The sequence below is a fragment of the Arthrobacter sp. 9E16 genome (assembly GCF_002929435.1).
GTDB lineage: Bacteria > Actinomycetota > Actinomycetes > Actinomycetales > Micrococcaceae > Arthrobacter_B > Arthrobacter_B sunyaminii.
Window position 1 is genome coordinate 298,941 of the sequence record NZ_PJIU01000003.1, and the last position, 24,881, is coordinate 323,821.

General features: G+C 61.8%; 26 protein-coding genes. 16 read left to right on the forward strand and 10 right to left on the reverse strand.

Annotated elements, in window-relative coordinates:
* Positions 1-39: 39 nt before the first annotated feature.
* Positions 40-1,533 (reverse strand): stealth family protein, encoded by a 1,494-nt coding sequence (locus CXR00_RS13720; RefSeq protein ID WP_258060534.1) that lies wholly within the window; start codon positions 1,531-1,533, stop codon positions 40-42.
* A 309-nt stretch (positions 1,534-1,842) separates the two neighbouring features.
* Between CXR00_RS13720 and CXR00_RS13725 the strand changes: the two genes are divergently transcribed.
* The 7 genes from CXR00_RS13725 (at position 1,843) to CXR00_RS18100 (ending at position 7,414) form a co-directional block, all read left to right on the forward strand.
* Positions 1,843-2,490, forward strand: coding sequence for a hypothetical protein (locus tag CXR00_RS13725; RefSeq protein WP_104055116.1), 648 nt, complete (start codon positions 1,843-1,845; stop codon positions 2,488-2,490).
* Positions 2,491-2,629: 139 nt separating this feature from the next.
* Positions 2,630-3,319 (forward strand): DUF6318 family protein, encoded by a 690-nt coding sequence (locus tag CXR00_RS18075; protein WP_258060470.1) that lies wholly within the window; start codon positions 2,630-2,632, stop codon positions 3,317-3,319.
* Between the two features lie 4 nt (positions 3,320-3,323).
* Positions 3,324-4,220 (forward strand): hypothetical protein, encoded by an 897-nt coding sequence (locus tag CXR00_RS18080; protein WP_146068509.1) that lies wholly within the window; start codon positions 3,324-3,326, stop codon positions 4,218-4,220.
* A gap of 164 nt (positions 4,221-4,384) precedes the next feature.
* Complete coding sequence (locus CXR00_RS18285) at positions 4,385-5,056, forward strand: DUF6318 family protein (RefSeq protein ID WP_258060471.1); 672 nt, start codon at positions 4,385-4,387, stop codon at positions 5,054-5,056.
* Between the two features lie 233 nt (positions 5,057-5,289).
* On the forward strand, positions 5,290-5,796 hold the full coding sequence (locus CXR00_RS18090) for a DUF6318 family protein (RefSeq protein WP_146068826.1): 507 nt from the start codon (positions 5,290-5,292) through the stop codon (positions 5,794-5,796).
* 15 nt (positions 5,797-5,811) lie between these two features.
* Positions 5,812-6,510 carry a DUF6318 family protein gene (locus CXR00_RS18095; protein ID WP_146068512.1) on the forward strand — a complete coding sequence of 233 codons (699 nt, stop codon included), beginning with the start codon at positions 5,812-5,814 and terminating at the stop codon, positions 6,508-6,510.
* Positions 6,511-6,832: 322 nt separating this feature from the next.
* The gene (locus CXR00_RS18100; protein WP_146068513.1) at positions 6,833-7,414 is read left to right on the forward strand and encodes a DUF6318 family protein; all 582 of its coding nucleotides are present in this window, start codon (positions 6,833-6,835) and stop codon (positions 7,412-7,414) included.
* A 114-nt stretch (positions 7,415-7,528) separates the two neighbouring features.
* On the opposite strand, the gene CXR00_RS13735 is transcribed toward CXR00_RS18100, so the two are convergent.
* The 3 genes from CXR00_RS13735 to CXR00_RS13745 form a co-directional block, all read right to left on the reverse strand.
* Complete coding sequence (locus CXR00_RS13735; RefSeq protein WP_104055118.1) at positions 7,529-8,350, reverse strand: MSMEG_6728 family protein; 822 nt, start codon at positions 8,348-8,350, stop codon at positions 7,529-7,531.
* Positions 8,351-8,362: 12 nt separating this feature from the next.
* Complete coding sequence (locus tag CXR00_RS13740; RefSeq protein WP_104055119.1) at positions 8,363-8,914, reverse strand: GNAT family N-acetyltransferase; 552 nt, start codon at positions 8,912-8,914, stop codon at positions 8,363-8,365.
* Between the two features lie 214 nt (positions 8,915-9,128).
* Positions 9,129-9,764 (reverse strand): DUF1684 domain-containing protein, encoded by a 636-nt coding sequence (locus CXR00_RS13745; protein WP_258060097.1) that lies wholly within the window; start codon positions 9,762-9,764, stop codon positions 9,129-9,131.
* Between the two features lie 22 nt (positions 9,765-9,786).
* On the opposite strand from CXR00_RS13745, the gene CXR00_RS13750 reads away from it, so the two are divergent.
* Both CXR00_RS13750 and CXR00_RS13755 read left to right on the forward strand, forming a co-directional pair.
* Positions 9,787-10,539 carry a sulfite exporter TauE/SafE family protein gene (locus CXR00_RS13750; protein WP_104055121.1) on the forward strand — a complete coding sequence of 251 codons (753 nt, stop codon included), beginning with the start codon at positions 9,787-9,789 and terminating at the stop codon, positions 10,537-10,539.
* A 123-nt stretch (positions 10,540-10,662) separates the two neighbouring features.
* On the forward strand, positions 10,663-11,949 hold the full coding sequence (locus CXR00_RS13755) for a DUF6350 family protein (RefSeq protein WP_104055122.1): 1,287 nt from the start codon (positions 10,663-10,665) through the stop codon (positions 11,947-11,949).
* Here CXR00_RS13755 and CXR00_RS18290 read toward each other — a convergent pair.
* Positions 11,907-12,080, reverse strand: coding sequence for a hypothetical protein (locus CXR00_RS18290; RefSeq protein WP_181032565.1), 174 nt, complete (start codon positions 12,078-12,080; stop codon positions 11,907-11,909). The two genes, CXR00_RS13755 and CXR00_RS18290, sit on opposite strands and share 43 nt — an antisense overlap.
* 246 nt (positions 12,081-12,326) lie before the next feature.
* A complete protein-coding gene (locus CXR00_RS13765) occupies positions 12,327-12,764 on the reverse strand; it encodes a hypothetical protein (RefSeq protein ID WP_104055124.1) in 438 nt (145 codons plus the stop codon).
* 39 nt (positions 12,765-12,803) lie between these two features.
* On the opposite strand from CXR00_RS13765, the gene purN reads away from it, so the two are divergent.
* The gene (gene purN / locus CXR00_RS13770; protein WP_104055125.1) at positions 12,804-13,382 is read left to right on the forward strand and encodes a phosphoribosylglycinamide formyltransferase; all 579 of its coding nucleotides are present in this window, start codon (positions 12,804-12,806) and stop codon (positions 13,380-13,382) included.
* 2 nt (positions 13,383-13,384) lie between these two features.
* Here the strand turns inward: purN and CXR00_RS13775 are convergent, their stop codons facing one another.
* Positions 13,385-14,737, reverse strand: coding sequence for an MFS transporter (locus CXR00_RS13775; protein WP_104055126.1), 1,353 nt, complete (start codon positions 14,735-14,737; stop codon positions 13,385-13,387).
* 613 nt (positions 14,738-15,350) lie between these two features.
* Here CXR00_RS13775 and CXR00_RS18620 point away from each other — a divergent pair.
* The 3 genes from CXR00_RS18620 to CXR00_RS13790 all read left to right on the forward strand — a co-directional run bounded on the left by CXR00_RS18620 (position 15,351) and on the right by CXR00_RS13790 (position 19,759).
* Complete coding sequence (locus CXR00_RS18620; RefSeq protein WP_258060473.1) at positions 15,351-16,631, forward strand: HNH endonuclease; 1,281 nt, start codon at positions 15,351-15,353, stop codon at positions 16,629-16,631.
* 109 nt (positions 16,632-16,740) lie between these two features.
* Positions 16,741-18,354: a bifunctional phosphoribosylaminoimidazolecarboxamide formyltransferase/IMP cyclohydrolase gene (gene purH, locus CXR00_RS13785; protein ID WP_104055127.1), complete on the forward strand. Its 1,614-nt coding sequence runs from the start codon at positions 16,741-16,743 to the stop codon at positions 18,352-18,354.
* Between the two features lie 184 nt (positions 18,355-18,538).
* Positions 18,539-19,759: an NADP-dependent isocitrate dehydrogenase gene (locus CXR00_RS13790; protein ID WP_104055128.1), complete on the forward strand. Its 1,221-nt coding sequence runs from the start codon at positions 18,539-18,541 to the stop codon at positions 19,757-19,759.
* Positions 19,760-19,842: 83 nt separating this feature from the next.
* On the opposite strand, the gene CXR00_RS13795 is transcribed toward CXR00_RS13790, so the two are convergent.
* From CXR00_RS13795 to CXR00_RS13805, 3 genes are all read right to left on the reverse strand, one after another.
* Entirely contained in the window at positions 19,843-20,430 is a 588-nt protein-coding gene (locus tag CXR00_RS13795) for an Hsp20/alpha crystallin family protein (RefSeq protein ID WP_104055129.1), read from the reverse strand.
* 193 nt (positions 20,431-20,623) lie between these two features.
* Positions 20,624-22,093 (reverse strand): glutamate--cysteine ligase, encoded by a 1,470-nt coding sequence (locus tag CXR00_RS13800; RefSeq protein WP_104055130.1) that lies wholly within the window; start codon positions 22,091-22,093, stop codon positions 20,624-20,626.
* 94 nt (positions 22,094-22,187) lie between these two features.
* Positions 22,188-22,727, reverse strand: coding sequence for a hypothetical protein (locus tag CXR00_RS13805; RefSeq protein ID WP_104055131.1), 540 nt, complete (start codon positions 22,725-22,727; stop codon positions 22,188-22,190).
* Positions 22,728-23,002: 275 nt separating this feature from the next.
* Between CXR00_RS13805 and CXR00_RS18295 the strand changes: the two genes are divergently transcribed.
* From CXR00_RS18295 to CXR00_RS13820, 3 genes are read left to right on the forward strand one after another with little or no spacing between them, the layout of a single operon-like run.
* Positions 23,003-23,806 carry a hypothetical protein gene (locus CXR00_RS18295; protein WP_181032352.1) on the forward strand — a complete coding sequence of 268 codons (804 nt, stop codon included), beginning with the start codon at positions 23,003-23,005 and terminating at the stop codon, positions 23,804-23,806.
* Complete coding sequence (locus CXR00_RS13815) at positions 23,806-24,225, forward strand: phage holin family protein (RefSeq protein ID WP_104055132.1); 420 nt, start codon at positions 23,806-23,808, stop codon at positions 24,223-24,225. The genes CXR00_RS18295 and CXR00_RS13815 overlap by 1 nt, the downstream gene beginning before the upstream one ends.
* Positions 24,222-24,818 carry a DUF3618 domain-containing protein gene (locus tag CXR00_RS13820; RefSeq protein ID WP_104055133.1) on the forward strand — a complete coding sequence of 199 codons (597 nt, stop codon included), beginning with the start codon at positions 24,222-24,224 and terminating at the stop codon, positions 24,816-24,818. Before CXR00_RS13815 ends, CXR00_RS13820 begins: the two co-directional genes overlap by 4 nt.
* The last annotated feature ends 63 nt before the right edge of the window (positions 24,819-24,881 follow it).

Below are 24,881 nucleotides of genomic sequence, written 5' to 3' on the forward strand. Positions count from 1 at the left end.
CACCTCAGGCGGGGTCCGCCGTCGTTGTTGTTGTGACGCCTACTTTTCCCAGGGCGCCTTGATCGGGAAGAACTTCTCGAGGAAGTCCGTGACCCGTTCGGTACGCTCCTGCGCCGGAACCTCCGGGAAGCTGCCGTCATTGAGACAAAACAAATCCATGTTCCGCTTCGCCAGCAGCTTGTCCATTATTTTCAGGCCCGCGTAGGACGTGGTGTCCACGTACTTCACCTTGGCGGTTTCCTGCGTGACGGCCCGCCCGGTGAGCAGAGCGTAATAGTGGTACAGCGAGTTGGTGACCGAAATGTTGTCCTTCGCCCGGAACGTGCTCGCCGCCGTGGCCGCGAACTCGTTCGGGAATTCAGCCTCCATCTCCAGCAGCACGCTCTTGCGCAGGGGTGCGGCGGTGTGTTCCAGGTGCCGGGTGGTGATCCGGCCAAACCGCTCCCAGAGCAGGCGCCGGTTAACCCGGGCCGCGTTCTCAAAGCCGCTGCGCTCGGGGTCATTGGCGCCCAGGCCAATGCGGGTGCTGGCCTCGATGAACTTGGTGATGCCGCCGGGGGAGAAGAACAGGTCAGGTCCCACCGGGCGGCCGAAGAACATGTCGTCGTTGGAATACAGGAAGTGCTCGGCCAGGCCGGGAATGTGCTGGAGCTGGGATTCCACGGCCTGCGAGTTGTGGGTCGGCAGGACGGAGGGATCCTTGAAGTGCTCCTCGGCGCGGACAAAGGTCACCGACGGGTGGTCGGCCAGCCAATCCGGCCGCTCCGAGTCCGTGGCGATAAAGATGCGGCGGATCCACGGGGCGAACATGTAGACCGAGCGCAGAGCGTACTTGAGTTCGTTGATCTGGCGGAAGCGGGCCTCATGGTCATCGCCTTCGCCGACCACGGCGTCCCTCATCCGGGCGGCACGGGCAGCCTGGTATTCGGGGGAGCTGCCGTCCACCCAGGAGAAAACAAGATCCACATCGAAATCGATATCCGTGGCGTGGTCGGCAAACATGTTCTCGATGGTCGGCCAGGTCAGGCCGTGCTTTTCCACCGTTCCGCGGACCACCTCATTGGCCGGGAGAGTGCGGCGGGTCAGGGAATTCTCCACCGGGAGCGTGATTTCCGGACCGGTGAGGTCCCAAAGTTCCAGCTGCACGCCGGCCGAGGGGCCAAAGGTAAGGTTGGTGCCGCTGACGGCCCGGGGCCGGTAGACCCGGATAATCCGGGACTTGTCCGAAGGTGAGAGTTCGCCGTCGGCAATCAGCAGGGTGCGGGTCTTTTTGGTGTCCACGCTGCGGGAATAGAAGGGTTCTTCCCGGCAGGCTTCCACCATGGCGCGGCGCAGCTGATCCCGGTGAGCCAGATCCACGGCAATGACCGGGCGCTCGTCGTTCCCGCGCACCAGCAGGTACGCGATACCGGCGTTCTCCAGGACCCTGCGGACAAACAACAGGTCCTCAACCATGGCCTGATTGGGTGTCAGCCCGGTGTCCATCAGGGTGAGGCGGCCCTTGACCTCGGCGACGTCGGTCCGATGTTCCACCCGTTGAACAACAGCGAGGGACGCGGTTTGGAGATCCTCGCTCTCATGCTCGGGTTCGGGGGTGCCGAAATACACATCGTGTTCTGCTGCTATGTCTGTAATCGGAACCTCCAATAAGTTTCGAGTGCGGGGTCGGAGGCCGCGGCGAATGTGCGGGCGCGGCTCGTGCGGCTCTGCACTTAGGTGTACTGCTGGCTTGCGGGTGCGCACCGGATAAGCCGGACGCGTCCCGAATAGGCCTGATGCTCTGGGCGCGGGTGCCGCTGCTGAGTAGCATTGAGTGCTAGCGCGGACATCTCGGGAGCTGATGTGAGATACCGTAACACCACGCTGGCGGCGGCAACGCTGCTTGTGCTCAGTATGTCATCCTGTGCCCCTTCCACGGACACCGGGGAGCCTTCGGGCGCCGCGGGCACCTGGCCCTCTTACACCCTGCCGGACGGGTCGCTCTCCTTTGAGCACCGCCCCGACTGGACGGTGGAAGAAGTTCAGTCGCTGGCCAATGATCCGGCCGGCGGCGTTTCGGTCCAAGTGAACGACGCCGGGGGAGACCTTATCGCCCAGCTGGACACCGGGATTATCACCGGTTTGGTGTGCGACGATCCCGATGAGGCCGCGCAGTATGTGGAATATGACTCCGAGCCGATGCCCGAGTTGGATTCGGCTCAGGGCACCGATCAGCGGTTTGTTTATCGCTCGGTGGCCTTCTCCACTCCGGAGCGGGGTGAGCCGGTGGCGACCTATGCGGTAATCAGCGAACTCGGTGACCGCGGCCAGTGCGGGCTTTTCGATTTCTTTACCTTTACGGAATCCAGCGGCGGCCGTTTTGCCGGCAGATATTCGGGGGAGGATACGGTGCCCGGCCAGTCTTATTTGGACGGTGCGGCCGCCTATGAAAACAGTGCTGAATTCCGTGATGTGAAGCGGATGCTGGTGTCGTTGCGGGACAAGGACTGATCTTCGGCCGACCGGGACTGGAATAGGCGGTTTTCGGTTTTCTCTGGCGTGCTGTGGATAACTCCGTATGCTGTGGCGCAGCCACGTACTGTTGGCGTCACGTCCAGTCCCGCACCATTTTTGCCCTGGGGGTATTTTGATGTTCCGCACTCGCATCCGTTCCGCTGTACCCGTTTCTGTCCGCCTGGGTGCTGCCGCGGTGGCAGCTGTCCTGGTGTTGGGAGGCTGTTCCCGCTCCGGAGATCCAGAGGCTGAGGCCGCGGAGAATGGCTCCTCAAGTGCTTCGCCGAGCGGGAGCGCCAGTCCCGGCGCGACCGCGACGCCAACTGCGACGCCGTCCCCAACGCCAACGCCTACGGCTGCCTACAAGCCGGCGACCGCTGAGGGTCCTGCGGAGAATGTTCCGCTGCCCGTGATGCCGGAACTCGCGAAGGAGAAGTCCAAGGAAGGGCTCGAAGCTTTTGCGGAGTACTGGTACTCGTTGATCAACTACGGCTATGAAACAGGGGATCCTGAGCCCCTTAAAGAAATTAGCGGTCCTGATTGTTCAGTTTGTGCACACTTCTATTCATCATTGGAATCCGGTTACGATAACCAAGATTGGATGGCGGGATCTGTTGTCACCGTTCGGGATGTGCACTCCGATTTTATATTGACACCAAGCGGTTCCTACCAGGTACTTATACAAATTATGCAAGCTGACTTGGAGTACTATGGGCCGGGAATTGATTATGGACCATCAGATGGAACCCCTTCACCGATAGTGCAGTTAATGGAAGCGTCATATGAGAATAACTCCTGGTACGCAGTGTTGGTCGAAAACATATAGAAAAATGAGTATTATCAGGAATGTTTGGCGCGTTATTGCTCTAGGGGCTATTTGTGGGTTCCTGATGCTTTGCAATATCACTCCTTCTGTTGCCAAGAACGAGGGTGAGGGAGGTATCGGAGATGGCGGCGTTACCGGGACCTGGACTAGGCATGAGCCCAGCGGTTTGTGGACGTCGGCCGAGATCGGTCTTGCAGTGGACGAAAATGGGTACTATTTTGAGCTGGAATGTTTTGCCGGGGACGTTGGATATATCGACTGCCTCCCGGGCTTGGAGGGAAAATGTACGCTAGGTCCTGATGGACGCTCGGTGTGGTGGTATTCAGGACTCCTTGGAACTCCCATGGCAGATTGGCAGCGCCTGCCAGGAGGGCCTTGGTGCGTCTATTCAGTTAATCCATACGTCATCGAAGAAATTGCGGGCAGGATTACAACTGATTTTCAGGAGCGCCCCATTGCTCCGAGCGTGTTTGTAACGCAACCCAATCCCCACAGCTTAGTGGGAATGGAAAACAACATGTATGTCAATGCCGAGGAGCAGGTTTTCGATATGACCCTCCTAGAGCAGGATATTCGTATAGTTGCCACGCCCACTGAGTTCGAATGGCACTATGGCGATGGCACTTCTTATGGCCCGGTCTCATTCGGCGGTACCGCCCTCCCTTCAGAACAAGTGGGGGATCCGACTGCCACAAGTCATGCTTATTCATCTCCAGGGAATTACCAAATCAGTGTGATCGTTTACTATTCCGGAACTTATTCCATCAACGGTGGTCCTATGATTCCAATAGACGGACGGGCAGCTGTGGGGAGTGATCCCCAGACGCTGCGCGTATGGAAATCGGAGTCGAAGAACGTTGCTGATGATTGCCTGGTAAACCCCGCTGGATTTGGTTGTTAATGCGGGTGGCGACAGGCGAATGAGACGACAGTCGTCGGAGTCCACTCACCCTTGATTGTTCTTGGTCCCCACGGCGCTGTGGATAACTCCGTATGCTGCGGCGCAGCCACGTATTGTTGGCATCACGTCCAGTCCCGCACCATTTCTGCCCTGGGGGTATTTCGATGTTCCGTACTCGTGTATCTTCTGCCATACCCGCTTCTGCCCGTCTAAGTGCGGCCGCAGTGGGTGCTGTCTTGGTCTTGGGCGGCTGTTCCGGATCCGGGGAGCCCGAGGCTGAGGCCGCGGAGCATGGCTCTTCCAGTGCTTCGCCTACTGCGAGTGCAACCGCCAGCGAGTCCGCGACGCCAACGCCTACGGCTGTCTACAAGCCGGCGACCGCGGAGGGTCCTGCGGAGAATGTTCCGCTCCCAGTAATGCCGGAACTTGCGAGGGAGAAGTCCAAGGAAGGTCTCGAGGCGTTCGCGGAGTACTGGTATTCGTTGATCAACTACGGATTCGAAACTGGGGACGTCAAACCAATCGAAATGATTAGCGGGTCCGACTGCGTCGTATGCAGAAGCTTCTATCGAATGGTAAACAACGGTTACGCCAGCGAGGACTGGATAGTTGGCGGAGGCATCGAGATAGTTGCCAATCATTCTGACTTCATCAAAACGACTGACGGAATGTACCAGGTTTTGGTCAACATACGGCAGGATGAACTTCACTATCGGGGTCCTGCCAACACTCTTTACGAAGTTGACGAAGGAATTGAAGAAGTTACCGTTCAAATGATCGAAGGGTCATATCAAGGGGATCATTGGGTTGCCACTCATGTGGTGACTATCAAATAGTTAACGTAGCGGTACGCCGTACCGCATAATTTCCGTCAGGGGATCCAGTGTTCAATATTCGCGCACGTCTTGGCACACCCATTTCTGTCCGTATGGGTGCTGCCGCGGTGGCTGCTGTCCTTTTGGTGGGAGGCTGTTCTGGCTCTCGGGGTCCAGAGGCGGAAGCTGCCGAGAAGGGGCCAGCAATTTCGTCTCCGATTGGGAATACCAGCTCCGGTGAGACTGGCACTCCAATGGTTATTTCGACAGCCACGCCCACTATGCCTGTTTACAAGCCGGCGACCGCAGAGGGGCCAGCTGAGAATGTTCCCTTGCCGGTGATGCCAGAACTTGCGAAGCAGGAGTCCAAGGAGGGCCTCCAAGCTTTCGCGGAATACTTCTATTCACTCATCAACTATGGATTTGAAACGGGAGACCGTCTGCCTTTGGAGAATATTAGTGGTCCTGGATGCCTTGTATGCTCCAACGTTTATACGATGCTCTCAAGCGGCTTCGAAGGCGAAGACTGGATGGTGGGCGGTTCCATGACAGTGTTGAATACTAAGTCAAGCTATGAAACTACCAGTACGGGGCAGTATCAGATATTGGTGCAAGTAAAGCAGGATGACTACGAATATCGAGGGCCCAATAAAGTTTTATATGGAAAGCATGAAGGAGTTTCATCTTCGACTGTACAGATGATTGAAGCGACATTTCAACGCGGATCCTGGTTTGCCCACAATGTCGTCACTATTAATTAGTTTTAGGTCATTGGTATGTTGATGTTCCGCGCTCGTTCTGCCGTACCAGTTTTTGTTCGCCTGGGTGCTGCCGCGGTTGCAGCTGTCCTGGTCTTGGGCGGCTGTTCCGGCTCCGGAGATCCAGAGGCTGGGGCTGCCGAAAACGGTTCTTCCAGTGTTTCGCCAAGCGGGAGTGTAAGCCCAAGCCAGACTGCCATTCCGACGGCAAGGCCGACCCCAACACCTACTGCTGACTACAAGCCGGCGACCGCTGAGGGTCCTGCGGAGAATGTCCCGTTGCCCGTGATGCCGGAACTTGCGAAGGAGAAGTCGAAGGAAGGGCTCGAAGCTTTTGCGGAGTACTGGTATGCGGCCGGAAGCTACGGTCTCGAAACAGGCGATGCCACCCTGCTCGAGAGTATCAGTGAGCCCGATTGTGAACTCTGTGTGAACTTGTATCGAATGATTAAAAATGGTTATGAAAATGATGATTGGGTTTTGGGAGGCAAATTCAACACACTTGGTGTCCAAACGGATTATGCACTGACGCAGAAGGGCATGTACCAGGTTCTAATTCAAGTTGTACAGGATCCAATTGAGTATCGAGGACAAGGAAATGTCCTTTATAGTGTAAATGCGGGCATAAATCCTCCAAGTATTCATATGATAGAAGCTGTATATACAAATGATGGTTGGCTCACCGATAGCGCCGTCCTGTTTCAGTCGGGTAAATAGTGATCGCCACGCTTCGAAAGGCCGCCCTTTTTTGAGCGCCCTGCTCCTAGTAAGCGTAGGAGTAACCTTTTAGCTATATGAATGACGCTGGTTGGTTCTGTTGAACTAGGCAATTCCTTAGTAAGACTTGAGTGCTGTGGATAACTCTCGGGAGTGGTGGCGCAACAACGTACTGTTGTCGTCACGTCCAATCCCGCACCATTTATGCCCCGGGGGTCTTCCGATGTTCCGCACTCGCGTCTGTTCCGCCGTACCTGTTTCTGTCCGCCTCGGTGCGGCCGGTTTGGCTGCTGTCCTGGTGTTGGGAGGGTGCTCCGCGTCCATGGAGACTGAGGCCGAGGGGGCCGAAAAGGTCTCCGCCAGCGCTTCCCCCAGTGCGAGTGCCAGTCCAAGCCCGACTGTCATTCCGACCCCAACCCCGACACCGACTCCTTCTTACAAGCCGGCCACCGCCAAGGGTCCTGCGGAGAATGTGCCGTTGCCTGTGATGCCGGAGTTGGCGAAGGAGGAGTCCAAGGAAGGCCTTGAGGCTTTCGCGGAGTACTGGTTTAGCTTGGTAAATTATGGGTATGAAACTGGAGATACTTCTCGAGTGGAAGAATTGAGCGGTCCGGAATGCGAACTGTGCGAGGCATTCTATGTGGCGATGGAAAAGGGATACGCGGGTGAAAATTGGGTCCAAGGTGGAACATTATCAATTGTAGCCTTGGGAACAAAGTTTGTTGAAACACCGAAAGGACGATATCAAGTAATCCTTTCAATCAAGTCGGCTCCAGGCAATGATCGCGGACCTAAAGGGGTGATCTACAGGGAGCATACTCCCAGTAAGGATTCATTCGCCCAGATCATGGAGGCAACCTACGTGGAGGGACGCTGGGTTGTCGACCTTGTTGAGGGCATTTAGTAGGTATGGGAGCCTATAAGACACGAAATCATGCGCGGCGGATTGTCCCGGTTTTATCTCTGGTCTCGGTTTTATCCTTTATGGGTAACATAGGTGCATTTCCAGTAGTGGAATCTAGTAAAGATTTTGATTGGGGGAAGAACGGAGAGCAGCAGGGCGGGGGACCCTGAACAGGGTTCGAGGGTCCTGCAGCAACGCCGGGTACGTAAACGCCGCACGGGGGATGGTCCCGGAAATCGTCACGGTCCGCTTCGCGGTGTCGTTGGTCAGGGACACAGGTCCAACAGTGCCGACACTCAGGACCGAACGATCGGCACCCGGCAGGACGACGTCGTCGCCGTCCTCCATGTCCTCAAGGAACCGCACCAGCTCGCGGGCCCGTTTTCCTTTGATTGGTGTGCCTTTTCCATTCAGCATGGGCAGCTCGATCACCGGTTCACCGTTCGCTTTGTCCACCAGCGGCCGGGCAACCCACACAGCGTCGCCGGCAGGTTCGGAGGGAAGCGCAGGATGCTCGGGCTCCGGCCAGACGTAGGGCAGCCCTCCCTGCGTTTCAGGGAAGAGCGGTGCGTAGAAGTCGGGAGATTTCGTAATCAGGTTGGAGCGGTGGCTCTCGTGCAGGGCGGCGTCCCCAAACCAGGGAGGAAGCACGACGTCCTCACCCGCAGCTTCCGGCGCGAACTCCAGCAGCTGCGGGTAGACAGTGTCGGCATGCCCCCGCGACGTCCACTCCTTGGTCATCGCCAGCCCATAGGCGGTCAGTGCCGGTACGTGGCCCATCCACATCCGCATGGCCGGATGACTCTGCCAGCCGTAGTCCGGAATGACGAGGGCGCGCAGGACCTGCAGAGTTTCCACACGCTGTTTGCCCAGGCGCGCCTGGTCAAGGACCGCGGCGCTGCGGCTGAAGCTGTCATAGGGAAGAAACGTCTGCACGGACTCAGTGTGTCATCCGTCGTTGGGGGAGAGGGGCAGGGAAAGGATGAAGTCGCGGAACACGTGTCCGCCGACCGTAAAGTTCCGTCGGCCAATCTCGCTGAACCCCGATTTGCCGTAAAACGCCTGGGCACGCAGGTTGAGGTCATTCACACCCAGCCACAAGACCCGGCATCCGGACGCGACGGCGGTGTCCACGGCTGCCTGCATCAGCGCGGCAGCAGCCCCGGTGCCGTGGGCGGCGGGATGAACGTAGCACTTGGACAGCTCCGCAGCCGGAGCGGGCAGATACCGCAGGGCTTCGGCAACCTCCGGATCACTGGGTGAATAGAACACCAGCAGCGCGTAGCCAATCAGGTTGCCGTCCTGTCTGGCGGCCAGGATCTGTTTCGAGTCGTCGGCAAGATACTGCGCGAAAGCATCTTCGGAGAGGTGCTCGGCAACGAACGCTGCGCTGTCGGCTGCGGTCACCTGCGGCGGACAGGCGAGGGGGAAGGTCAGTGCAGCAAGAGCGGCCAGCTCCGGGGCGTCGGCGGGAGCTGCTGAAGTAACGGAAACGGTCACGAATCCAGCTTAGGCACGAGAAAGCGCAGTCCTTCGTGCAGATCTTGGGCTTTGCGAATATCCTTCGTGCACATCACGGGCTTAAATGGACGTTTTTGGCGAGTTTGGGCCCGGTATGTGCACGAAGGATTGGATGGATGCGGGTTTGGGCCCGGTATGTGCACGAAGGATGCCCGGCAGCTCCTCATGCGCTGGCGACAAAAGGATCCCGGAGTCAGTACTCCGCGTACATTTCCCCCACCCGCAGAGCCGCATCCGTCCGGTTATCCGGCCCGGGCAGCGGGCAGGCCCACGCCTCGTCGTAGGCGCACGACGGGTTGTACAGAAAATTGAAGTCCAGGACCAGGCTGCCCGGAGCCGCACCCTGCCCGAAGTCCGCCCCCTTGATCGTGTCCAGCAGATACCGGCCGCCGCCGTAGCTTCCGCTGTCGGCTCCGGACAGCGCGTCCCGCACGGGCAGGAAGATCCCGCCCCCGTAGGACGCCAGCCGCCACACCGCCAGCCGGCCCACGCCGTCGGCCGCCACGGTGCCCAGCCGCACAAACGGAACCACACCGTCCGTGCCGGTGGGCACGTCCATCCGCTGGCCGGCGCCGTCGTCTTCGATCAGTGCGTCGCAGCGCAGCTCAGGGTTGTAGGCGGCCACGTCCAGTCCGCGGAAGCGTTCCCGGGCGCGGGGCTTCAACGGCGACGCGGGATGCTCGGCGAAGAGCCGGTCCCGCTCCGCACGCCACAGATCGTGGGCGTACGACGGCGACACCTCCTGGGCGGTAAGGCGCACTTGGGCGTAGAGCCCGAAGACGCGCTGGCGCCAATCCGCTGTCTGCAGGACCGTGACGGGGGAGATCATTTGTTCAGCGTAGTGTGTTCGAGTGACTACCGGACTGCTCATCGTTGTACTCGTGGCAATCTTTATCGGCGCCATCGCGCAACGGATTGCCGGCCTCGGTTTTGCCCTGCTCATTTCTCCGTTCCTGGTGATCCTGCTGGGTTCCCACGGGGGAGTGCTGATGGTGAACGTCTGCGGCCTGGTGTCCTCGGCGCTGATCATGACGCGGGTCCGGAAAGACATTGACTGGAGCATGTACCGCTGGCTGGCCGTCCCGGCCGTCTGCGGCAGCATCCCCGCATCGGTTGCGGCCGTATACCTGCCCGCGGCTCCCATGGCGGTGGTGGTGGGCGCCGTCGTTCTGGTGGCCCTGACCGCGTCGCTGGTCATGCAGCGTACGGCGGTGACCGTGACCGGCAACGGGCCCAAGGTGGTCGCGGGTTTCCTCTCCGGGGTGACCAACGCGGTGGCCGGCGTGGGTGGACCGTCGGTCAGCGCCTACGCGCTGATGGCACGCTGGCCGCAGCGGCCCTTCGCCGCGACCCTTCAGCCGTTCTTCGTCACCATTGCCATCGTCACCCTGACCGCCAAGCTGTCCCTGGACCCGGGGCAGATGCCGCCGTTCCAGCCGTGGGCATGGGCGCTCATTGCGCTGATGATCATTGGCGGTATTTACACCGGCGAGAAGCTGCAGCGCTTCATCCGCGATGAGCAGGCCCGTGCAGCCGTAGTAGTCATAGCCTTTTTCGGTGCCGCGGCTGCGCTGGCGAAGGGCATTTTCGACCTCGCAGCCTGAGCCGCCCGCCCGCACCACCAGTCCCTGCCATCAGCAGGAACCACCCGTCCGCACCAACCGCCGCATCCGACTCACGGCACCTCCTGAACCGTCCGCCGCGCCCCGGATGGGACGATAGAAGCGATGAAACTCTTTACCCGCCCCAAAACCCCGGGCGTCCTACCGATGCCCCTGTGGCTGCAGGGAGTGGTCGAACTCGGCCAGGCTGCAGTCCTTTCCGCCCTGCTGGTATTCCTGCCCCTCATTGGCGTCTGGTTCGCCGACGGCTTCACCGACCGAAACTTCGCGTCGCTGGCCCGGCTGGGCGGGCAGGGGTGGCTCCTGATCCACGGTGTCCCGCTGACCCTGACTTTCCCCGCCGGAACGCTGGCCAGCGGCGCTACGTCCGGGCTTCTGTCCCTGTTTCCACTGGGTCTGACGCTCATCCCGTTCTTCCTGTCCTGGCGCGCCGGGCGCAGGCTGGCTAAGGCTTCCTACACGGACCAGCTGTGGCAGGCACTGCTGGGGGCGCTGGGAACCTACGCCCTTCTCGGCGCGGCCGCCGCCCATTTCTCCGGAAATGAAGACGTTTCCATTTCCGTGACCGCAGGTGCGTTGATTCCGCTGATCTCGGCGGGCCTGGGACTCTTTATCGGTGCCCGGCGCGAGGCGGGGTCCTGGGTGCGGCTGATCGGCGTGGATCTAACGGACTGGATTTCCCGCACCAGCCAGCACTCCCGCTGGGCCGGGTCCTACGTCTGGGCCGTGATCCGGGCCGGGGTAGTGGGTATTACCGCGGCGCTGGGCTTCTCGGCCCTGCTGGTGACCGCGGCCCTGGCCATGAGCTGGGCTGAGGTTGTGGCCGTTTACCAGCATCTGGATGCCGGAATCATCGGAGGCGTGGTGCTGACCGTCGTCGAGCTGGGGATGATGCCCAACTTTATGGGCTGGGCACTGGGCTGGACCTCGGGTGCGGGTTTTTCCCTCGGAACGGGCAGCTTGATCAGTCCGTTGGAAACCACGGTGGGCCCGCTGCCCGCTGTTCCCGTGTTTGCTGCACTGCCGGCCGGCGGTTCCGAGTACGCCGTAGCCGCCCTCGCGCTGCCTGTGGCCGCCGGGTTCCTGGCGGGCTGGTGGTTCCTGCGCGAAGGAGAGAACCATTTCGACGAGTGGTTGTCCCTGAAAATCCGTGCCCGCTGGTTCACTGCCCCGGTCTCCACCGTGCTGCTGGGCGTTTTTGTGGGCCTGGTGTCCGGAATCCTGGCGGCCGCCGCGGTCCTGATCTCGAGTGGATCAGCAGGCATCGGCCGGTTCGTGGAAGTGGGAGCGGATCCGCTGTGGACGGGTCTTTGGATTGCGGCCGAAGTGGCCGTGGGCGTGGTGGTGGGTTACGCCGTCGGGCCCTGGCTGGAGCGCGAGGAACGCGCCTGACGGAAGTGCTGGAAGAACAGCAGCGCGGCATAACCGAACAATGCAGTGCCGAGCAGCGGTCGGATCCAGCCCAGCTGCCAGCGTTGCGACAGCAGGTCCGGATAGCCCAGGTAGGGGATCGTTGCTGCCACCCGCCCCTGCAGGGCGGAGGCGGGAACGGCCGGATCGGCCAGCGAATTGGCATCGCCCCGAAGTACCAGCTCCTGTGACCCGTCCGGGCCGGAGGTGAAACCGGCCAGCCGGTGAGTGACCGGAAATGATCCGGGTGCGCTGCCGGCCGGCAGATATGTAAGGTCCGGCCGGCAGCCCCGCCAGCGTGACCAGGATGCAGGCTGCGGTCGGCTTCCCCGTCAGCGGAATGAGTCAGAGGCGCCTTTTCAGCGCGGCAGCAGCCCGGTGGTGAATTGGTCCCGGCACTCGTCCTGAGCCGAAATGGTCAGCGCGTTGGCCAGGCAGCTTTCAAGTTTCTCCGTGCTGTCCCAAGTGGCAACTGCCAGTCCCAGACCCAGAGTCATCACCACGGATGCGACCAGGCCCAGGGAGGTCACAAACACCTGCGCTGGCCCGGTGTTGTAGCGCACCACCTTCACCAGCGTCACAATGCCGACGGCGATGGCGGCAACTCCCAGCGCCAACGGCACCAGCTTCCACGGCAGCGCAAGCCCCGAGGTAAGCAGCACGGCAGCAACCAAAGCCACGAAAATCCGCAGATATCCGCGGACGCTTCGCTTCTGCTCGTCGGTGGCAGCGGTCTTTTCGGGTGACTGCTGCAACGGCGGGGGAGTCTGATGAGGGGCACTGCCGTCGTTGTTCATGGTTTAACCCTAGGCGACGGTGAAGCCTAAGGTTGACGCATGCGCATCGTTGTTCTCGTGTCCGGCACCGGATCCAATCTTCAGGCCGTCCTGGACGCAGTGGCGGAAGGGAAGCTCGACGTCGAAATCGCCGCCGTCGGCGCGGACCGTCCCGGCACCCAGGGGGTCAAGCGGGCGGCCGATGCGGGGTATCCCACCTTTGTGGTGAACTTCCGCGACTATGCCGTGCGCTCCGAGTGGAACGCGGCCCTGACGGAGAAGGTGTCGTCCTATTCCCCGGACATCGTGCTGTCCTCCGGTTTCATGCGGATCGTGGATGAGCACTTCATTAATACCTTCGAGGGGCGCTACCTCAACACGCACCCGGCACTGCTGCCCTCGTTCCCTGGGGCGCACGGCGTGCGGGACGCGCTGGCCTACGGGGTAAAGGTCACCGGCTGCACCGTCCACATCGCCGACGCCGGCGTGGACACCGGGCCGATCCTCGCACAAGCCGCCGTGGAAGTACTGGACGACGACACCGAGGAAAGCCTGCACGAGCGGATCAAGGTCCAGGAACGCCGGCTGCTGATCGAAACCCTTGCCCGGATCAGCGCACACGGACTGCCTGCGCTCTAGGCCTAGTCCAGGGCAGCGCCCCGGGTTTCCGGCGAGAACCGCATCATCCACGCGATTGCCAGCACCACCAGGACTCCGGCCAGCCCGAAGGACAGGGGCAGGCCCAGATACGGCCACGCGATGGAAACGAAGATCAGCGGCCCGAAACCGGCACCAACCCGGCTCACGGTGGAGGCCCACCCAAATCCGCTGCCGCGCAGTTCCGTGGGGTACAGCTCGGACACGTACGCATAGAGCACCGGAATGGCCACCTGCACCACAAACCCGTAGGCCAGCAGCCAGCCGGTGGCGGCCGCCGGCACGTCCAGTACCAGGGCAACAATGATCAGGATCAGCGCTGACAGCGGACCGGTGACCGCCAGGATCCATTTGCGTCCCACCCGTTCCACGAGCAGCGCGGCCGCGATGACTCCCAGGAGCCCGACGGCGGCCATTCCCGAGGTGGTTAGGAACGCCGCATACTCCTTGAAGCCGGAATCCACGAGGATTTTTGGCATCCAGGTCAGCGCCAGGTAGTACACCAGGAGGATGGTGAAGAACAGCGACCAGGCGGACACCGTGATCTTCCAGCTGTACCGCCAGAGATCGCTCAGCTGGGTTCCGACGGCGTGCAGCGACAGTTTGGCCGGCTCCTCGGGTTCCGGAAGCCGCCAGTTGGTCACGGTGGAACCGGTGCTCTGAATGAGCTCGTTGATGACGGTTTCCGCTTCCGCGGTGCGTCCCTTGCGGACCAGGAACAACGGGGATTCCGGAACGGAGCGCCGGACCCAGAAGACCAGCAGAGCCGGCAGCACCATGATGAGCATAGTGAAGCGCCAGTCGGCCAGCGTGGCCATAATCAGTGCTGAGGTGGCCCCGCAGAGCGCAGCCCCTACCGGCCACCAGCCGTCCATCGCCGTCAGCACCCTGCCGCGCTGTTTGCGCGGTGTGAACTCGCCCACCAGCGCGTAATCCACGGGAACGCAGCCGCCCAGGCCAAAGCCCGCCATGAACCTGAAGATGCAGAACCAGATGATGTCCGGAGAGAACGCGCCCAGGACGGTAAAGAGGGAAAAGACGAGCAGGGTGGCGGTGAAGGCCTTCTTGCGTCCAATGGCGTCGGCGATGGAACCCCACACAAATGCGCCGATGGCCATGCCCAGCAGATTGGCAGTGCCGATCCAGGCTGCCTGCGCCGGTTCGAGATCCCAGTGGCTGGACAGAAGAGGAATCAGGACGCCGTTCAGCGTCACGTCCCAGGCATCGAACATGAAGCCCAGGCCACCGATAATGAAGATCCGTCCCTGGACCTTCCATTTCCAGGGCAGATCCTGAACCACCTGGTCACCCGTGGGCAGGGTGTTCGTTGTTGTCATGGGAATGGCCTTCCAGGCGGCGGATGCGGGGAGTGGCCGGGCCTCGCGGCAGGTCCGAAAGAACTGTACATCGCGGGCTGGACGATGTGGGAAACCGGAAGTGAACCCAGCTGCCGGCCCGCGCGGTGCAGCAGCGGAGATCAGGGGCAGCTAATTTCCGGGCCCAGCGGCTTCCGGTGAGATCCGCTTCGGGGTAGGTAATTGGGCCAGCACATTCGGGTGTTTCTTGTTTATTCTCCCGTATCCGAAGCGCCCCATTAAGTGACATGGATCACTAGACTAGAAGACATGTACTACTTATCCGCTCCCGATCGGGGCAGCACCAATACGGGTTTAGCCTCCGTGGCGGTCGGTAAACGCTGCGGTCCGCCGTCAAACACATTGGGGTCGGCCGCCGAACTGGACCCGGAGACGGGGGAAGTGGACGCGGCCGGGCTGGAGGCCGCCGAAGTGGACGCGGCTGAAGTGGACGCGGCCGAATCCGCGCTCCGAGTGCAGCTGATCGATCACATCCGGGCGTTGGAGGAACTTAAGGGGAGCATCTGTGCTGCGCAGGCTCGTGCGGCCGCCGTTTTTGACGAATCATCCAGGCGCAGCCAGTCTCGTGCGGGGGGTGAAAAGGGATCAACTTGGCCGGGGTGTCGCGGCGCAGGTTGCGCTGGCCCGGCGCGAATCCCCGAACAAGGGCGCCCGGTTGCTTGGGCTGGCGCGAATCCTCAGCACGGAGATGCCGCATACCCTGCGTGCGTTGAGCCGCGGTGCCATCAGCGAATGGCGGGCCACCATTCTGGTGCGGGAGACCGCGTGCCTGAGACTGGTTGATCGACAGAAGGTGGACGAGCTGGTCGCCGGGGACCAGGAGCGGCTGGCGCAGCTTGGAGACCGCAAACTGATTGCCGCGATCAAGTCCGTGTCCTACGGGTTGGATCCGCACAGCGTGGCCAACCGTGCCGCAAAGGCTGCTTCGGATCGGTTTGTTTCCTGCCGCCCGGCACCGGACACCATGGCGTACGTGACCGCGCTGCTGCCGGTAGCCCAGGGGGTGGGAGTGATGGCCGCGTTGATGCGCACGGCCGACCGGGCCCGTGCCGCCGGAGATCCCCGCTCAAAGGGCCAGGTTATGGCCGACACCTACGTCGAACTGCTGACCGGCCAGGAACGGGCTGAGGACCTGCGGGTGGAAGTGCAGCTGATCATGACGGACAGGACTCTGCTGCATGGCGTCCTTCCGCCCGTCGTCTCCGGTCACAGTGGTGCCGGAGACAGCGATGCCGATCATTCCGGTGATTCACCCAGGACAGTCCGTGGCCGGCCGGGAGGATCAGCTCAGCCCTTCGTTCCCGACGGTGCGGAACCTGCCGTGCTGACCGGGTACGGAATTGTTCCCGCACAGTGGGCGCGGGATCTGATCCGAAGGGACGGCAGCAGTGCAGCCCTGCAACGGCTCCGGCCTAGCCGAAGAGCACCACGCACGGAGGTGTGGCTTCGCCGGCTCTATGCGGCACCGGACACCGGCCGCCTCACTGCCATGGACTCCCGTGCCCGGCTGGTTCCGGACGGTTTGGCGCGGCTGATCGCTGCACGCGATCAGATCTGCCGGACGCCGTGGTGCGGGGCGCCGATCCGGCATTATGACCACATCAAACCCTTCCGCGAGGGAGGTCCCACCAGCGCAGAAAACATTCAGGGGCTATGCGAGGCCTGCAACCAGGCCAAAGAAGCACCAGGTTGGGCAGCCCGGTGCGAAGGAGCGCCCGGAGCACCCGGAGCACCCGGAGCGCTCGCCGACAACAACGGGACGGGCCGGCACAGCGTCACGATCGCCACGCCAACGGGCCACATGTACCGATCCACCGCACCGCCGCTTCCCGGCACGACAGGTGCAGTGTCATGATCCGGCAGACCCCAGCCGTGTTAAGCCAGTCTTGGCTTCACACTCTGCCCGGCAGGACGCCGTGACCTAAACTGTAGCCACCGACACACTCTTACTTTGGAGATATTGCGTGAGCTCTCAGCCGCTGAACCGTGTACCAATCCGCCGGGCCCTGATCTCGGTCTATGACAAGACCGGCTTGACGGAATTGGCTCAGGGCCTTTCCGCCGCCGGGGTGGCCATCGTGTCCACCGGTTCAACTGCCAAGCAGATTGCTGCTGCGGGCGTTCCCGTCACTGAAGTCTCCGAGGTCACCGGCTTTGCAGAATGCCTGGACGGGCGGGTCAAGACACTGCATCCCCGCGTCCACGCCGGCATCCTGGCGGACCGCCGCCGGGAGGACCACGTGGCGCAGCTGGAGGAAATGGAGATTGAACCCTTCGACCTGGTGGTGGTGAACCTCTACCCGTTCGTGGAGACCGTGAAGTCCGGCGCCAGCCAGGATGAGGTTGTGGAACAGATCGACATCGGAGGACCGTCCATGGTCCGTGCCGCCGCCAAAAACCACCCGTCCGTAGCCGTCGTCGTGGACCCGGCCAAGTACAGCGACGTGGTCACGGCGGCTGCCGAAGGCGGCTTTGACCTGGACCAGCGCCGCCGCCTTGCAGCGGAAGCCTTCGCCTCCACCGCCGCCTATGACACCGCCGTGGCGGCCTGGACCGCCGAGCAGTTTGGTGACGGAACCGAGGAAGGCGCCACCTGGCCCGCCTACACGGGTCTGGCACTGGAGCGGTCCGAGGTGCTGCGCTACGGCGAAAATCCGCACCAGGCCGCTGCCCTCTACGCGGACAAGAGTGCACAGCCGGGCGTGGCCCAGGCGGACCAGCTGCACGGCAAGGCCATGTCCTACAACAATTACGTCGACGCCGATGCCGCACTGCGCGCCGCGTTCGACTTTCACGAGCCGGCCGTCGCCGTCGTCAAGCATGCGAACCCTTGCGGCGTGGCAGTGGCCTCGGGGGACGCCGCCGACCCCATTGCCGATGCCCATGCCAAGGCACATGCCTGCGACCCGGTTTCGGCCTTCGGCGGCGTGATCGCGGCCAACCGCACCGTCACCGCCGGCATGGCCAACACGGTCAAGGACATCTTCACCGAGGTGGTTATCGCACCGGACTTCGACGCTGAAGCCGTGGAGATCCTCTCCGCCAAGAAGAACATCCGCCTGCTGACCCTGCCGGACGGTTACGGCCGCAGTGCTGCCGAATTCCGGCAGGTCTCCGGCGGCATGCTGATCCAGAAGTCGGACAAGATGCAGGCAGAAGGGGACAGCCCGGAGAACTGGACGCTGGTTTCAGGCCCGGCTGCCGATGATGCCACGCTGGCAGACCTTGCCTTTGCCTGGACTGCCGTGCGTGCCGCGAAGTCCAACGCCATCCTGCTGGCGGACAACGGTGCCTCAGTGGGAGTGGGCATGGGCCAGGTCAACCGGGTGGATTCCTGCCGGCTCGCCGTGGAGCGGGCCAACACCCTGGGCGGACCCGGGGAGGAGCGGGCCCGCGGTTCCGTGGCGGCCTCGGATGCGTTCTTCCCGTTCGCCGACGGCCTGCAGATCCTGATTGACGCCGGCGTCCGCGCCGTGGTCCAGCCCGGCGGATCCATCCGCGACAACGAGGTCATCGAAGCAGCAAACGCTGCCGGCGTCACCATGTACTTCACCGGGGCACGCCACTTCTTCCATTAAGCCCTGCGCCGGCACTGCCATTAGCGGGCGCTGAAACGCGGGACGGTGCAGGTAATGCGCCGTCCCGCAGTTTAGGGCGCAGATAGTGCGCTGTGGCATAGTGGGACTCAAATACAAGCCAAAAAGACGGGTTCCGTCATGCCACAAGACATGTCCGGCGCCCACCAACACACAAGGAGACCGTGTGGCTGAGAAAATCAAGGTTGTGGGTTCTGTAGTAGAACTCGACGGCGACGAGATGACCCGCATCATCTGGCAGTTCATCAAGGATCGCCTGATCAACCCGTACCTGGACGTAGACCTGAAGTACTACGACCTCTCCATTCAGAACCGCGATGCAACTGATGACCAGGTCACCATTGACGCTGCCAACGCCATCAAGGAACACGGCGTAGGCGTCAAGTGCGCCACCATCACCCCCGACGAAGCACGCGTCGAGGAATTCGGCCTGAAGAAGATGTGGGTCTCCCCGAACGGAACCATCCGCAACATCCTGGGCGGCGTGGTCTTCCGCGAACCGATCATCATCTCCAACATCCCGCGCCTGGTCCCGGGCTGGAACAAGCCGATCATCATCGGCCGCCACGCCCACGGCGACCAGTACAAGGCCACGAACTTCAAGGTTCCCGGTGCCGGTACCCTGACGCTGACCTACACGCCGGCCGACGGCAGCGAAGAAATCAAGCAGCAGGTTGTTACGTACAACGAAGATGGCGGCGTCGCCATGGGTATGTACAACTTCAACGATTCCATCAAGGACTTCGCCCGCGCTTCCTTCGCCTACGGCCTGCAGCGCAACTACCCGGTGTACCTCTCCACGAAGAACACCATCCTGAAGGCCTACGACGGCCAGTTCAAGGACCTGTTCCAGGAAGTCTTCGACGCCGAGTTCAAGGACCAGTTCGAAGCAGCCGGCCTCACCTACGAGCACCGCCTGATCGATGACATGGTTGCCTCCGCGATGAAGTGGGAAGGCGGCTACGTCTGGGCCTGCAAGAACTACGACGGCGACGTCCAGTCCGACACCGTTGCACAGGGCTTCGGCTCGCTGGGCCTGATGACCTCCGTGCTGATGACCCCGGACGGCAAGACCGTTGAGGCCGAAGCTGCACACGGCACGGTGACCCGTCACTACCGCCAGCACCAGCAGGGCAAGCCCACCTCCACGAACCCGATCGCTTCGATCTTCGCGTGGACCCGTGGCCTGATGCACCGAGGCAAGCTGGACAACACCCCCGAGGTCATCAACTTCGCCGAGACCCTTGAAGACGTTGTCATCAAGACGGTCGAGTCCGGCAAGATGACCAAGGACCTGGCTGCACTGGTTGGCCCGGACCAGGCATACCTGACCACCGAGGAATTCCTCGCTGAGCTGGATGCCAACCTGAAGACCCGCCTGGGCTAATACTCAGCATTTTCAGTGCAGAACGACGACGGCGCCCCACCTTTCGCAGGTGGGGCGCCGTCGTCGTTCAGGTCAGGGCTTCGCTAAATGCCGGAGCCTTGGTCGCCCGAGGAGCCGGAGCCGGAGGAACCGGAGCCGGAGGAACCGGAGCCCATGGAGCCGGAGCCCATGGAACCGCCGGACGATCCCGAGCCCACGGACCCGGAGCTGCTCGAAGTTGACGAGGTCACCGACTCGGAGCTGGACTGGCCGCTGATGGTGTTCGCGTCCTTGTAGGAGGAGGACACCTCAATCTTGCGCGGTTTGGCCCGCTCGCTGACCGGAATCAGGACGCTGAGCACACCGTTCTCATACTTGGCGGAGATGCCGTCAATATCGATTCCCTGCCCAAGGTTGAGCTGGCGCAGGAAGGTGCCGGATTCCCGTTCCCGGGTCAGCCAGGTGACGGTGTCGGGAGCCTGGATGGTGCGCTCTGCCCGGATGGTCAGCAGCTGGCCATCCACATCCACGTCAACCGAGCCCGGATCGATGCCCGGAAGATCGGCATTCAGGATGTAGTGGTCGCCCTCGCGGTAAAGATCGATGGGCATCAGCCGCAGCCGCTGCCGGGGATCCAGCAGGGCTCCTGCCATCCGGTCAAGCTCGCGAAACGGATCGAACTTCATGGCCATTATCATCAACTCCTTTTACGCCCACCTGCTGGGCAGGCGAATCATTTTTCGGAACTTCAGACGGGTCGATAACTTGAGTCCCCTCGACTCAAGGATGAAATTAGGTTAGCACTCACCCTTAATGAGTGCCAGAACCAAACACGAAAAATGTCGCGAGCAGCCCGGAATTGGTGAGGGAGGCCTGTGCGGCCCGTTAATCGACCGGCCATTCGTGGACAGGAGCATTGGAATGCATGTTCTCCCAGTATTTCCGGGTGAGCTCAGCCAGCGCGGCCCTGCGTTCCAGTCCCTCGCTCTCCAGCCGGCGAAGATACGAGATCTGCCAGGAGGCCCCGTTCTGCTCGGTGCGGGCGCGTTCGCGGATAACATCCAGATAGCGCTCGATCAGGTCCTGATCCACCCCCAGCTCGCGGAGTCCCAAGGCAGCCTGAGGAACCAGATGCCTGATGACCAGTTCAGCGACGGGAATTTCGCCGATGCCGGGCCAGTAGACCGTTGCTTCCAAACCATTGCGGGCGCAGGACAAAAAGTTGTCTGCGGCGCTCTTGAAGGCGAGCCTGGTCCACAACGGCCGTTCGGCCGTGCGCAGATGCTGGACCATGCCGTAAAAGAAGGCGGCGTTGGCCACCACATCAAGGACCGTGGGACCTGCGGGGAGGACCCGGTTTTCCAAGCGGAGATTGGGCGTGTGCTCGCCGGGGTCATAAATCGGCCGGTTCCACCTGTAGACCGTGCCGTTGTGCAGGCGAAGTTCCGGGAGCAGCGGCGCGCCGGCCGGGGTGGAACCTCCGCTGCTGCGTGAGAGTTCCGGAAGCAGTGCGGGAAAATACCGCACGTTCTCTTCGAAGAGATCAAAGATTGAGGTGATCCACCGTTCCCCAAACCAAACCCGGGGGCGGACGCCCTGATTGCGCATCTCCGGCGGGCGGGTATCGATGGCCTGCTTGAAGAGTTCCACGCGGGTCTCATGCCACAGGATGTGTTCCATAAAGATGGGGGAGTTGGCCGCAAGGGCAATTTGCGGTGCAGCAATGATCTGGGCGGCGTTCCAAGCGGGGGCGAAGTCCTCCGGGCTCACTTCCAGATGCAGCTGCACCGAGGTGCACGCTGCTTCAGGAGCAATGTTCTTGGCGTAGAAGGCCAGCGATTCCTCCCCGCGGAGATCAATATGCACGTCTTCACCGCGGGCCTGAAGCACCGAAGTGTTCAGCGCGGCGTAGCGCTTGCCGGCGCTTAGCCATTCCTTGTTCTCCAGCAGATTGGGGCGCAGCGTCGGCAGAATGCCGGTCATGAGGATTTCGGTTTTGACCTCCGCCGCCCTGGCATCAGCCCGGTTGAGCTGCATCCGCAGACTGTCCTCAAGCTCCCTCAGGCCGGAACCGCCAACGGCCAGCGCCGGATGGTTCATTTCGATGTTGAAGGCACCGATTTCGGTCTGGAACGCGGGATCGGCAATCTGTTCCAGCACGGCTGCATTGCGCAGCGCGGGGGAGAAATCCTGGTTTGTCAGGTTCAACTCCAGCTCGAGACCGATGCTGGCGGTATCAGCGAACGACGCCGTTGAGAGGTATCCGGCAAATCGGTCGAGGTTTTCAAGGAGCCGCTGGCGGTACCTCGTCCGCTGCTCCCTGCTGTACGTTTTATTGTTGACTTCGGCGCCCATCGTCTGAAGATAACCATGGGCGCCGAAGGATGTATAGCGTGGGCCGAGAGATGAGACGAATTGGCGCGGCCCGCCAAACGGCATCCCCTTGGGGTCAGGACTGCAGCAGGCCCTTCAGGACGTTGGAGGTACGCTGCATTTCGCCGTGCTGAGCGCCCATCACAATGACAGCTCCCGAAAAGACGGGAATGCACCACTGGACTACTTTCAGCTGCCGCTGGGCTGACTGCAGTTCCTTGGAGGTGCCGGGGTTTGGCTCGGTGGCACCGGCAGCGCCTTCTTCGGAGTACTTGTCAACCTTCCGCCCCAGCAACCCGGCGTAGAAGGTTGCCAGTGCCCCGACAACGGTCACGGCGGTCTTATAAACGGTGAGGGCACCCACGCCGTCCTGCTTGGCAACGCGGCCCTTGTTCTCTCCGATGATGGCCAACCCAGCCAAAAAGTGGCCAATGATGGCGGCCGACTGCAGCGGAGCCCATTTTTTCCATCCCAGGCTGGAAAGCCGGGTGCGCTCCGCGGGGTCCTTGGCTTCTGCTGCGGCGCCGTTGAGGCCGACTGCCCCCATCAGCGAACCGCCGAACCAGGCGCCTGCCGTGAGGTCATGCACGGACCGGGCAAACAAATTTCCTGCCACTGGAATCTCCCTTTGATGTCGGATTTCGCACGGTCGAACCTGTCGGCTCGAAGCAGTTGCCGCCCAGGGGTTGGGCGGGCGGCAGCCGTCCGGCCAGCGAATCATGCAGTCATGAACAAGCACAAGGGCAACCGCATCAAACGGTACTAAGGCGGCTTAGTTCCACTTTACTTGCCCATACTAAGTGTGCTTATGATTGGGGCAGCCAGTAGAGAAGATCCTCTTCTACAGGATTCTGATTCTTCATCCATAGCGATTCAGGAGAAAGAGTGACGATGACAGACAACGTATGGCCCAAAGAAGGAAGCCACGCCGCCAGCCCCATGCAGGGCGGATCGGCTGACACCAAGTCCGCGAAAGCGGGAGCGGCCAAAGACGAGGCTGCCGGAGTTGCCCGGGATGCTGCCGGCAGCGCTCAGCATGTAGCAGAAACCGCTAAGTCGGAAGCTGCCGGAGTTGCTTCTGAAGCAGCAGCAAGCGCCAAGGACCTTCTGAATCAGGCGCGCAGCGACCTCACGGAGCAGGCCGGCGCCCAGCAGCAGAAGGTAGCCGAAGGTCTGCGCACCATGGCGGGCGAATTGCAGTCCATGGCAGACAACTCCGACCAGTCCGGCGTGGCCACTGATCTGGTCCGTCAGGCGGCGGACCGTTCATCATCAGTCGCCTCCTGGCTGGACAACCGCACTCCCGGCTCGCTGGTTGACGAGGTCAAGGGCTTCGCGCGGCAGCGTCCGGTTGCCTTCCTTGCCCTTGCCGCGGGCGCCGGTTTCCTTGCGGGCCGCATAAACAAGGGACTGAGTGCCGGAGTGCCGGATTCAGCCGCAGCACACCCGGCTGCAGGGACCCGTCCCGCCGGAACCGTCAGTACCCCGGAAACGATCTACCCGCCCGAGCCCCCCGTGCAGCCCACTTACGCGGCAGGCACCGGCGACGTAAATCCCGGCGGTGTTGTCGATGATCCTTTCACCACGGAACCCACCGTTCCGGCAGGATTGCCCCCGGTATCCGATGATCAGCTGCCCGGTGCCGGAACCCGCGGAACCCAGGCCAATGATCCGTTTAGCGGTGGTCGGCACTGATGAGTACCGAAATCCCCGAACCGCCCCCCACCAAAGCCGAAACCACCTCCCTGGGTGACCTCCTTGGCCAAGTGACCGCTGATATGTCGACCCTCATGCGCCAGGAAGTTGAGCTGGCCAAGGTTGAACTGAAGCAGTCAGCCACCAAGGCAGGCAAGGGAGCAGGCATGTTCGCCGGCGCCGCACTCGCCGGATATTTCGTCCTGCTGTTTCTGTCGATCACCCTCTGGCAGGCGCTCGGCGACCTGATCGGCCTTGGCTGGTCGGCGCTCGTCGTTGCCGTGATCTGGGCAATCGTCGCAGCCATTCTGGCCATGCGCGGCCGCACGGAAATGCGGAAGATCAAAGGCATGCCGCAGACCTCGGAGACGCTGCAGGAAATTCCCGGAACCCTGAAACCGAATGAGGACGCACGATGAGCGAAAATCCCGACGCAATACGCGCAGACATTGAAGAAACCCGCCGCCGGCTCGGAAGCAACGTGGATGCCGTGGCCGATAAGGTGACCCCGTCCCACATTGTCCAGCGACAGACTGACAAGGTGAAGGACGCGGTGTTCGGTGTGAAGGACAAAGTGATGGGAGCAGCAGATCAGATGACTGACAAAGTACAGTCCGGTACAGGTACGGCATCGGACGGCATGAGCCGCGCAGGCTCCGCAGTGGGCGATGCCCCGCACAAGCTTGCAGGCAAAGCCCAGGGCAACCCGATGGCGGCAGGGCTCATTGCCTTCGGCGCCGGACTGCTGGCAGCCTCCCTTATTCCTGCCAGCGAGAAGGAACGCGTCGCTGCGGACAACCTGAAGACAGCGGCGGAGCCCCTGACCAACCAGGTTGCCGACGCGGCCAAGAACGTTGCCCAGGGACTCAAGGAGCCGGCGCAGGAAGCCATGGAAAACGTGAAGGCAACGGCTACCGAAGCGGCGCAGAACGTGCAGCAAGAGGGCCAGAGTGCTGCCGGCGACGTAAAAAACAAGGCAGCGGATGCGAAGGACAACGTTCGCGGCGCCTAATCCCTCAACCGGTGCGCAGTGCACTGGACTGAAGCAGACGCACACATCGGCCCCGCATATTTG